The sequence below is a fragment of the Moorena sp. SIO3A2 genome, from assembly GCF_010672265.1.
In the GTDB taxonomy this organism is placed as follows: Bacteria; Cyanobacteriota; Cyanobacteriia; order Cyanobacteriales; family Coleofasciculaceae; genus Moorena; species Moorena producens.
This window is the reverse complement of sequence record NZ_JAAHHC010000099.1, coordinates 1-10,418: the sequence shown is the minus strand read 5'-3', so window position 1 is coordinate 10,418 and position 10,418 is coordinate 1. Positions and strand designations below refer to the sequence as shown.

Below are 10,418 nucleotides of genomic sequence, written 5' to 3'. Positions count from 1 at the left end.
CCTTAGATAAGGTCGCCTTTATAACAATAGTTTTAAACCTTTTCTGCATAACCTACAACCCAAAAAGGCGACCTTATCTTACGGTAACTTCAAACCCTATTCTAAGGTTTCGTCTCCGGGATGCCCCTCCGCACCGGAACCATACAAAAAAGTTCAATTTTGAGGCACGTAGGTGGCGGTTAGCTCTTAATTTGTCTTCCCTACTATTTTCATTATAGCATTTTTCAACCTATGCAATACAGTTCCTGTCCGCTCTTTAGCCTCACACTCATGGGGTAGCATTGAGATGTGAGGCTAAAGAGCGGATGAAGCTAAATATTAGCTCAGTATTCTAGCCTACAAACAAGGTGTCTCTAAACTTATAGCCAGTGGTGGCGATATGCCCTAGGCATTTGCCCTATAAGCAATCACTCTCTTGGTGCGGGTTCTCTACTGCTTTTAACAAGCGCTGGGTTCCACCCCATGTTTCATTTGGCTTCCTGATGGGGTGACAACCCAGTTGGATAGATAAGTAATAGATGCACCCTGACTAATTCCCTCAGCTAAGAGCAGAGTATATCCTCTGTAAGTGGCTGAGGTTTTTTTGTGTTGATATCAGTTTTTACAAAAGATTTATGATATAAATATTTATAATAGTTAACATTAAATAACAATAGACTACCTAGAGGCAGGAAAAATTAACTATGGGACTCTTAGGCAATTTGTTCAACTCTCAGACCAAGTACGTTGATGAAGACAGCCAGGACATGGAACAGTCCATAGAAGCTAACCAGTCCCAAGAGTATTTCTTGGACACAGATGAAGCAAAGACCATGGGAAACATTGACTACATGCGCACCCCTGTTAAGGTCAAGAAATCCTTTCCCAAGACCAAGACTGCTGTTTTAAGCGGTGAAGTGGTAGAGCAGACCTCCGCTACGGATAAAGTCACCCTTTCCCAAAATCAGACACCTATGGCCACTTCTGAGACTGCTTCCCAGTCTGGAACTAAATTAGAACAAAACGGTCAGGTAAGCTCTCAACCCCGTCGCCCTGACTCAAGCCTGGATCCGTTCCTCAAAATGGCTCAGGAGCTCAGAAAGGGTTAATTTACTGCTGTGTAGATTGACTCCAACTCTACAGGGCTTGATCAGATATTAACTGCACCAGCGGCAAATTTGATTTTGAGATAATCCTCTTCCATCTTGGCTCCTGAAGGTTTCAGGGCAGCTAAAGCTTGGGGGAGGACTAAATTGCGGCGATGGTTACCAATGCGAACATTCAATTCATCTCCTGTTTGAGTAAGCTGTATTTTGTCTTTGGGGATACCAGGTAGGTACAGTTCTAGGCTGTACTCATTTTTATGCTGTATTACTCTAATGGTGTTTTCTTGGTAATACACTTGAGTGGGATCTTCTGAACCATACAGAGTTTCTTTGAGACGCTCCAACGCTTCAATACCGCACATCTCTTGGGAATAGAGGGGAACTTCTTTAATGGGTAAAGGCCGGAAATTGTCGTGAATTTCTTGGCGGTACTGTTGCTGATTTTCTTTCCAGCGTTGGAAAAATGGGTCAGTTACTTGGTCAGGAATAATCCGATTGGCAACAACTAGATCAGTGGCAACGTTGTATAGGCTTAAGTAAGCATGAGCTCGTAAGGACTCCTTAATCACCATTCTCTCAGGATTAGTAACCAGACGCACTGATGTTTGTTGGTTGTCAGTGAGTACCTTCTCTAGGGCTTCAATTTGTTCATAAAACTCATAGGGAGCATCCATGACCTCTTTATCTGGTAAAGAAAAGCCAGCAATGGGTTTGAATAACGGTTCAACCAAAGGTCTCAGAGCAACTGACATACTTTGTAGTGGCTTATAAAAACGGCGCATATACCAGCCACTGACTTCTGGTAAGCTCAGTAACCGTAGCGCAGTACCAGTGGGAGCTGAGTCAATAACCAGAACATCGAACTCGTCTTCATCGTAGTGACGTTTCATGCGGACGAGACCGAAAATTTCATCCATACCAGGAAGAACGGCTAATTCTTCTGCCTGTACCCCATCTAAGCCCCTAGCTTGCAGCACTTGGGTAATGTAACGCTTAACCGCTCCCCAGTTTCCTTCCAATTCCATCAGAGCGTCAAGTTCTGCTCCCCAAAGGTTGGGGCGAACTAATCGGGGGTCGTGACTGAGTTCAATATCAAAACTATCTGCTAGGGAGTGAGCTGGGTCAGTACTCAGAACTAGGGTTTTGTAGCCTAACTCGGCGCAACGCAAGCCAGTAGCAGCGGCTACAGAGGTTTTTCCTACTCCTCCTTTACCGGTCATCAAAATTACGCGCATGGTATGCTCCAGCTGTTCTGAGAAAAGTTTAGATTTATTTACTTTACATTACTGTACAAAAGCTGCTTAAGTACGTCCAGGCGTGAACAGTCCCAATAATCTATATGAGAAACAATTAATCCCTCAGCATTCAGCTTTAACTCGCTCCAGCCAGGAATAGTCATTCGCGGTTTCCAGGGTAATGGCGTAGTCCAGCTCAGAGTCCAGCGGGTTTTTATTGTATCTCCTGACTGGGAAATGTTTTGCAAATCTAGATGGGGCTCAAGGAACCAGCGATTGATAAAGGCAATCATTTGTTTGTAACGCTCAAGCCCGCGAAACTGGTTGAGGGGGTCTTTAAAATAGACGTCTGAGGCGTAGATGCTATAAGTTTGGTCAGCTGGGAACCTTTGATAGTCTTGTTGGATAATTTGGGCTATGGACTGACGAATCTCTTGTCGGTCACGGTCTTCAGTGTTATTATACCGATTTGTATTCATACGTTGTATTCATACAGGTATTAATAACCTAATATATTTCGTTATTTAGTTGTGAGTCGTACTGGCATGTTCAAACAAGGCTTTTTCAGCAATTGCACCTAACCCGACCGAATCCAGAAGTTTGTTCCAAGCTTCTGCCAAGTTCTCGTCATTGGGGCGCTGCCTTCGCAATTCTACCAGAGTCGTTAATGTTTCGTACCAAAGCCGATCATTTGCGTAGATCACAACACGCTGTTGGGGGGTTGCTTGTTTTAAACGCTCCGCTAGGTTTGGAGCTTCTTCAACTCGCTTGACCCCACCATCAATATAGATATTGTTTGACGAGTCGCCGGGATCAATCAATCTTACCTGCCAGTCATAGTTCTGATTAACTTCTAAGGGAGGTAGGTTAACAAAGGTAGGAAGCGTTATACTCCTAATTCCATGATTTACCGTATCCGGTAAGGGATACTTGACTGAGTAAACCTCCTTTTCATAGGCATCTTTCAGCACAAACTTTAAATATAGCCCTGATGCTGATTCTATACAGGGCATATACCAAGAGAAAGTGGGGTATTCAGCAACCGTTGTTCCCATCCCAGAACTGGGAACCAACGCTACAGGATTTTTCAGGTTTGATTTCTGGCATTTGGTAGCCTTAGTTCCTCCAGGACCCCTAGTTCCTCCAGGACGTCCGAGATCAGAGGGTGTACCATTTCCGTCGTCTGAAGGTGGATCATATTCAGATAAATAACTTTCCCAGTGGTTCGGTATCTTCTCAATCAGTTCCCTGCCTAGGGAAGAACTCGCCTGAGCTTGTACCTGGGCTGGAAGATTGACTGCCAGACTGAAAGCCAAAGCAACCGTTAAGAGCGTAAATTTTGATGAACGTGTTAACCAAGCCATGATAAAACTATTCCCTGGTAGAGCCAAGTTTCTCTTAAGTAAGCAGGATAAGTAACAAGTATGGCATAACAACAGCCCTTCGAGGCACCCGTAACCCCTATAAGAGGATCAGGTTTTCATACCTTACCTGCCTCATTTTAACAATAACTTCAGGTATTTGAGACATCGCCACTATAAGCTTATAATCTTGTCGAAATCTTCATCTGTTCTTCATCTGATTTACTCATGATTATGAATTCAGCTTCATTTTTGAAAGAGCGACAAAAATTCGACAAAACTATCAGACCAATTGGAGCATATGCCTTGCAAGGTATAGCATTTTGGAGAGAAAAAATAATTGCTATCGACTCGATAAAGGGCTATCTCTTAGAAATTGATCCCTTCACAGATAACACAAGGATTTTGAATCCAGAACGGGACTCAGATTTGGTCGGTGTGAGTGGTTTAGCCCTGGCAGGAGAAACCCTATGGTTAACGCTACAAGATAGTGTCTATTTTTGCCATATCAATGATAATTTAACCCTACAACACTTTGTTGATTTGCCTTACACCGCTAACGGAATCGCTGTTAAAGATTCAACTGTTTATGTTACCTGTAAAAAAGTTGGATATATTATTATTTATAGCAGCAATACAGGTCATGATATTACCCGGTTGCGTTCTCCCGGAGTTGGCATTGAACATATAACAATCCGCGATGAAGAACTGTGGGTATCGGATGACCAAGAACAGACAGTTTACTGTCTTGATCGAGCAACTGGCGAAATTCAGTTCAGTGTACTCACCCCCTTTGAAAATCCTACTGGCTTAGCGTTTTGTACTGACCCCCAGACGGGAGACGATACCCTCTATGTTGCTTATGCAACTGAGGAGGCTTACATCCGGGATAACCCTAACGCTGATCCTAATTATGAATTGCAGTATCGCGATCGCACTTTTATTCATCCGTTACACTTTACCTACAATCCGGAAGGTCGCTATGCACTCTCCAATGGCTATTTAATCGAAATGTCCTATGTCGAGGAACTTGACCCCCTCAAGGATATCGAGTTGAATGATTTGGAATGGCGAATTGCCTTGCCATCGGAAACTGACCGACAAAAGGTCTCAAAAGTCGAACCTGTGGGTATACCCTTTACTATAGACGTTCAAGATGGTCAGCAAGTTGCCGTTTTTAAGTTTGACAACCTCAAGCCAGGGGAACGCCATATCTTTGGTTGGAAGGCACTCCTAGAAGTCTGGAGTATCAAGTACCGCCTGACACCACGGGATATGGAGGGGTTGCCTGAGTTACCGCCAGAATTTCAGAACCGTTATTTGGTCGATGATGACAAGTTAGCCATGGATACAGAAATCATCCGCCGTTCGGCTAAAGAAGCAATTGGTAGCGAAACGAATCTGTTGCGGCAAATCTACAGTATTCGCAATTATGTCTACGACAAACTTTCCTACCACGTGACCCCTAAAATAGATACTCCAGACATTGTGCTACGAAGGGGTGTGGGGTCTTGCGGGGAGTATTTGGGAGTATTGCTAGCTTTGGCACGCCTTAATGGGATCGCGTGCCGCACTGTTGGTCGTTACAAATGCCCTCCCCATCCTGACCAAATCGGTATTCCTTTGGTACCAGATTTTAATCATGTTTGGATGGAATTTTATATCCCAGGAATCGGCTGGCTACCCATGGAATCCAGTGCTGATGATACGGTTGAAGGGGGTCCTTATCCCACTCGGTTTTTGATGGGTCTTGCCTGGTACCATATAGAGATCGGTAAAGGAATTAAGTTTGAAATCCTGAAGAGCCAAGGGGTGCCTGTGAAAAAGGAAGATATTTCCATTGGTGAGTTAGCCATTAATCATGTGCGGTTTAAGATTGTGGCAGAATTGCCCAGTGGTAGTGCTTCAATCGAACAATAAGGACTACTGCTGGCAAGGGTAGCCGGAAAGAAGTGGGTTGGAGGGGATCTAAGACCAAATCAAGGACGTAACTCCTAGACTTGGGCTACCCCCGTGATTTCAGAAGCGTACACCATACCTGCTGGGATTGGTGTGCGGTAGTTCACTATAGGTTAGGGGGAAATTGAGTCATGGATGTTATTCCAGCTATAGACTTACTTGAAGAAAAATGTGTGCGGTTAGTCCAGGGAGACTACCAGCGTGCGCAAGTATTTAACGATAACCCAGTCGAGGTAGCGAAACAATGGGTTGAACAAGGTGCATCACGGCTGCATGTGGTTGATTTGGATGGCGCAAAACTGGGTACGCCAGTGAACACTAAGGCAATCGAAGCAATTGTGCAGGCGGTACCTGTGCCAGTGCAAGTCGGTGGTGGATTACGCTCCCGCTCCGGAGTGACTCAACTGTTGACTCTAGGCGTCGATAGAGTCATTATAGGGACGGCAGCGGTGGAAGACCCTTCCCTAGTAGAACAGCTTTGCACTAAATTCCCAGGGAAGATTGTAGTTGGTATTGATGCTCGTCAGGGATGGGTGGCCACTCACGGTTGGTTAGAAACCTCAGAAATTGCAGCAATTGACCTAGCTGAGCAAATGACTCAGCTGGGAGTAACTACGATTATTTACACCGACATTCACCGGGATGGAACTCTGTCTGGACCAAACCTAGACGCTCTAAGAGAACTAGCAAGCCATATCTCGATCCCCGTGATTGCTTCTGGGGGTGTCAGTTCAATCACTGACCTATTGAGTCTACTGACCCTCGAACCTCTAGGGGTTAGGGGTGTAATTGTTGGTCGTGCGCTTTACACCGGAGATATGTCTCTCAAAGAAGCTATTCAAGCAGTCGGTCCTGGAAGGTTACAAGATATCCCTCTAGATATGGGCTTTTCTAGCTTTGGTTGATCACTCGTCAATGGAAAAATGGAAAATTGATCTGATTCGAGCCAAATACCCCATGATCAGTTTTTCATTCTCAGGGGTAATATTTTAAGATAATAATTTGTCTAATTGCTTCCTGATTACACTGTAAAAGTTTAGTAAAGGGGGAAAGGGCAAGGAATTCCAACCATTGACCTTTTCCTTTTTATATTTATAACTGAAATTAAAGACAATACTACTAAACTCAATTGCCTTCTTCAAGTGTTATTTAGCTAGGCAGGAGGACAAGGTAATGGGGAGATAGGTAGATAGTGCTACCTATGAATGTAACTTGGTACCAGTAAACACCATTCCCCTAACTTAACCATTCCTTCATTTTATCCGGATATTTGATAAGTTTTGCGTAAAATTTTCCAGTTCTAGTGTCAAAAACTAGTTTGTTAACACAAACTAACTACAGAGCTGATGGTTAGTGGCAACTACTGAAGGTATGATAGGGGAGCGATTAGCCATAGGTTCAGTTACTCTTGAACATAACTTAAACCAATAAATAAAAAGGCACATATAGAGATGGGCAATAAATCAGAGCTTTTCCCACAGGGGAATGGTAAATATATCCACTCACAGCCCGTCATCTACCACACTAGAAACTCAAAATACTATCAGGATGGGCGTAAGCTAGAGGAGATTTGGACGATCATACGGCGTCGCTTTTTAGTGGCTGCTGGTGTAGCAATTACGATAACAGCTAGTATTTTTGTATGGACCTCTAATCAGAAACCTCTGTATGAAGGCAAGTTCCGGCTGCGTCTGGAGCCTCTGACAGCACAGGATCATGAAAATCAATCGATACCAGGTTTTGAAACCTTGGCTTATAAAACCCAAATGCTGGTACTGCGTAGTGAAAAACTCATCACTCCCGTGATTGAGGAAATAAACAAGCGCTATGGCAAAACTAGCTACAAGTCTTTAGTCAAGAATAATCACCTGAGGATCAAACATATTGAAGGAACTAGTGTCTTAGAAGTTCGTTACCGGGATAGTGATCCTCAAAAAGTTCACTTTGTTTTAAAGCAGCTTGCCGATAATTATATCAAGTACTCCCGCCAACAAGAAGCAAGTTACCATCATAAGGACCTTGAGCTAGCAAATAGAGAGTTGCCTCAAGTACGCCAAGAAGTAGACAGACTGGAGGAAGAACTGCTGAAGTTGGAGCTAGGGTACAAGTTGATCGATTATGATAATCAAAAACAGCAGCTTTCAACTCAGATTAGCCAGATTAAGCAACAGCAATTAGATACTCACATCCAGCTTAAGGAAGCTCAGTCCTTCTACCAGATCATCTCTCAAAAGCTAGGACTGTCATCAAATCAGGTCAAGGACTCTCGCGCCTCGGAGTTAGCTCTGGCTCAAGTGAATTTGGCTGAAAACCCTTACTACCAAAAGATGCTCAACCACCTAGAAGAGGTTGAGGCTGAGATCGCTATCGAGTCAAGCCGCTATACTCCAGACAGTCCAACCATCAAGACCCTACAGCAGCAAAAGTATAATTTCTTATCCCTGTTACGCTCTGAAGCTGAACAGGTACTAGGGATCAAACTAACAAATACAGATGTTCCTAAGATATCACCCAATTCAATTCACCAGCAGCTCACTCAACAACTGGTAGATCGGAGCATCCAAATATCAGTTTTGCAAGCACGACAACAAGCTCTTGCTGAGGAAGAAGAAAGTCTTGAGCAAGACATGAAACAGATGTTGGTGATAGATCCAACCTACACCAGTTTACGGCAAAAACTTAGAGATAAAACCCAACGATTAGACACTCTGTTGGAGCTTAAGGAAAGCTTCCAGCCTTATTCTTGGGAACTTATTCTCAAACCCAAACAGCCTCAATATCCGATTCCGCAACATCAGGAACTTCAGATTATTTTGGGAGCGATCGCAGGTATATTACTGGGTGCAGGAACAGGGTGGTTGATGGAGCGCTTAGACCATGTGTTCCACTCTCCCGACGAACTTAAACATCATACCCAATTGCCTCTTCTTGGTGTTATTCCTTACCATCCAGCACTTAAGGCAACCAAGTCATCAAGCTGCAAAGGTATACCTTTTGTTCCAAGCTTCCCTAAGAATCAGAAAAATAACTCAACGCCAAAACTGCAGCAAGCTTCTCCCTTTTTAGAGGCGTTTCGGTTCCTCCATCGCAATATTGGCTTACTCGGCTGCGATAAGCCAATCCAATCTATTGTGATTAGCTCAGCTAGACCAGCAGACGGTAAATCTACCGTTGCTGTCCACCTAGCTATAGTGGCTGCTGCTATGGGTCGGCGGGTGCTACTGGTGGATACAGATCTGCGCCGTCCCCGGGTACATAAAATTTTTGGTTTGAACAATCAACTTGGTTTGAGTGACGTCCTTAGTAAGGGGATCAAAGCTAACCGAGCCATCCAGCAAGTGCCCCTGTGGGATCATCTTCATGTGCTAACTGCTGGTTCCCCAGCACATGATCCGATTCGGTTACTATCTGCGCCAAAGATGGGAACTTTGATGGAGCATTTTAATGCTGTTTTTGATTTAGTTATTTATGATACACCTCCCGTGATCGGACTTGCCGATAGCCGCCTTCTAGCAGCTAACACGGATGGTATGGTCTTCGTAGGCAGATTAAACAAGACTGACCGCTCAGTTCTAATGCAAGCCTTGGATGAACTCAAAACCTCTAGGACTAATCTTTTAGGTATTGTTGCTAATGATGTTGAGAACTACGCAACTAGCTCCTATTATCACCATCAGGACTACTATACAACCGATTCAGCAACCATGAAGGTGAAAAAGCTTCTAGATCAGAACATGAGATGATATGAAGTCCAGTTAATAACTTTTAATATGCTTGATTGCTTTTTGTTAATGGTTAATGGTTAATTGACCATTAATCATTATAGTTAGTGATCAGTAGCTGGGGATGAAAATACGTATGTTAACAGGACTAGCATCACCCTTGACACCATCAAGGTTAGTGTGAACAGGACTAGGGAAACCTCGACAGTTAAGCGTAACCGTTTACCCTTACGATACAAACGTTTATCCGCTACAGGGTGAGCAGTTTTAGAAAAGAGTGTTAATGGTTGATGAGGCTGATAAGGATTCCAGAATACATGGGCACCTAAATTCTGATCGGCACAGGGTTTCATAGTTCAAAATTCGAGGTAGTGTGTTGAGAGCGAACCAGCGTTTACGCCCTGTGGTGTAAACGTTAGTAGTAAAACTGAGATAGTTCCTGTCTCAGTCTTGATAGTGATGCTCAACCCTGTCCAAATTGCTTTGGACGGGCTTGTCGTATTCAACCAAGGCTTACGTATTTGTTTTAGAGTAATGCGAGAGGCAGAGAAGGGGGTAGAGGGGGAGGAAGATGATTTTGTTTGGTTATTTTGTCTTTCTTCCAAGTCCACCTTGTCTTCCTTGTCTTCCTTTTCCTGTATTAGATACAGAGCAATGGTTTAGCCCTGGGATAGGTAGGGTTTTGATGGCTGAATTTGGTAATGCCTGCTACAATATAAGAATTGACTTTAACAACAATTTAGGGCATCTAATTAAAATCTTGAACCCAGTCGTTTCAGATAAGTTGAGGGGTTTGACCCCCTAATTGATTGAGTTTTGTTATTTGGGTTAGCTTGATTGGGTGAAAAAGGGGATGCGATCGCGTAGCGGCTCTGTAAGAGCATCGCTTTTTAAAGTGATGATGAAAATCAAGAGTTAGTGTCATACCACTGGGGGGGCGACGAAAATAGTTATAAAGCAGACAGGACAAGCGATTTAGCTCTCATTCCTCGTAAATAATACTTCCATTTATTACGATTAAGTCTCATTAATTCTCGTACTAAATTAATACACTCA

The 10,418-nt window shown here is 43.6% G+C and carries 8 protein-coding genes; 4 read left to right on the top strand and 4 right to left on the bottom strand.

Annotated features, from left to right (window positions below):
• Positions 1-683 precede the first annotated feature (683 nt).
• The gene (locus F6K64_RS37400) at positions 684-1,088 is read left to right on the top strand and encodes a hypothetical protein (protein WP_008189474.1); all 405 of its coding nucleotides are present in this window, start codon (positions 684-686) and stop codon (positions 1,086-1,088) included.
• Between the two features lie 41 nt (positions 1,089-1,129).
• On the opposite strand, the gene F6K64_RS37395 is transcribed toward F6K64_RS37400, so the two are convergent.
• The 3 genes from F6K64_RS37395 to F6K64_RS37385 are packed head-to-tail and all read right to left on the bottom strand — an operon-like array spanning position 1,130 to position 3,684.
• Complete coding sequence (locus F6K64_RS37395) at positions 1,130-2,320, bottom strand: TRC40/GET3/ArsA family transport-energizing ATPase (RefSeq protein WP_044495167.1); 1,191 nt, start codon at positions 2,318-2,320, stop codon at positions 1,130-1,132.
• A 38-nt stretch (positions 2,321-2,358) separates the two neighbouring features.
• Entirely contained in the window at positions 2,359-2,799 is a 441-nt protein-coding gene (locus F6K64_RS37390; protein WP_008189478.1) for a C6orf136 family protein, read from the bottom strand.
• 45 nt (positions 2,800-2,844) lie between these two features.
• Positions 2,845-3,684, bottom strand: a complete 840-nt coding sequence (locus F6K64_RS37385; RefSeq protein WP_008189480.1) for a DUF928 domain-containing protein — start codon at positions 3,682-3,684, stop codon at positions 2,845-2,847.
• A gap of 231 nt (positions 3,685-3,915) precedes the next feature.
• On the opposite strand from F6K64_RS37385, the gene F6K64_RS37380 reads away from it, so the two are divergent.
• The 3 genes from F6K64_RS37380 (at position 3,916) to F6K64_RS37370 (ending at position 9,383) form a co-directional block, all read left to right on the top strand.
• Positions 3,916-5,601 (top strand): transglutaminase-like domain-containing protein, encoded by a 1,686-nt coding sequence (locus tag F6K64_RS37380; protein WP_008189481.1) that lies wholly within the window; start codon positions 3,916-3,918, stop codon positions 5,599-5,601.
• Between the two features lie 170 nt (positions 5,602-5,771).
• Positions 5,772-6,545, top strand: a complete 774-nt coding sequence (hisA, locus tag F6K64_RS37375) for a 1-(5-phosphoribosyl)-5-[(5-phosphoribosylamino)methylideneamino]imidazole-4-carboxamide isomerase (RefSeq protein WP_008189482.1) — start codon at positions 5,772-5,774, stop codon at positions 6,543-6,545.
• Between the two features lie 546 nt (positions 6,546-7,091).
• Entirely contained in the window at positions 7,092-9,383 is a 2,292-nt protein-coding gene (locus F6K64_RS37370; protein WP_008189484.1) for a GumC family protein, read from the top strand.
• Between the two features lie 83 nt (positions 9,384-9,466).
• Here F6K64_RS37370 and F6K64_RS37365 read toward each other — a convergent pair whose 3' ends face one another.
• On the bottom strand, positions 9,467-9,715 hold the full coding sequence (locus F6K64_RS37365) for a hypothetical protein (protein ID WP_008189486.1): 249 nt from the start codon (positions 9,713-9,715) through the stop codon (positions 9,467-9,469).
• Between the last annotated feature and the right edge of the window lie 703 nt (positions 9,716-10,418).

Excerpts from the sequence above, each read along its gene's own strand:
- F6K64_RS37400 (WP_008189474.1), top strand. The coding sequence starts at position 684 with ATGGGACTCTTAGGCAATTTGTTCAACTCTCAGACCAAGTACGTTGAT.
- F6K64_RS37395 (WP_044495167.1), bottom strand. The coding sequence starts at position 2,320 with ATGCGCGTAATTTTGATGACCGGTAAAGGAGGAGTAGGAAAAACCTCT.
- F6K64_RS37390 (WP_008189478.1), bottom strand. The coding sequence starts at position 2,799 with ATGAATACAAATCGGTATAATAACACTGAAGACCGTGACCGACAAGAG.
- F6K64_RS37385 (WP_008189480.1), bottom strand. The coding sequence starts at position 3,684 with ATGGCTTGGTTAACACGTTCATCAAAATTTACGCTCTTAACGGTTGCT.
- F6K64_RS37380 (WP_008189481.1), top strand. The coding sequence starts at position 3,916 with ATGAATTCAGCTTCATTTTTGAAAGAGCGACAAAAATTCGACAAAACT.
- hisA (WP_008189482.1), top strand. The coding sequence starts at position 5,772 with ATGGATGTTATTCCAGCTATAGACTTACTTGAAGAAAAATGTGTGCGG.
- F6K64_RS37370 (WP_008189484.1), top strand. The coding sequence starts at position 7,092 with ATGGGCAATAAATCAGAGCTTTTCCCACAGGGGAATGGTAAATATATC.
- F6K64_RS37365 (WP_008189486.1), bottom strand. The coding sequence starts at position 9,715 with ATGAAACCCTGTGCCGATCAGAATTTAGGTGCCCATGTATTCTGGAAT.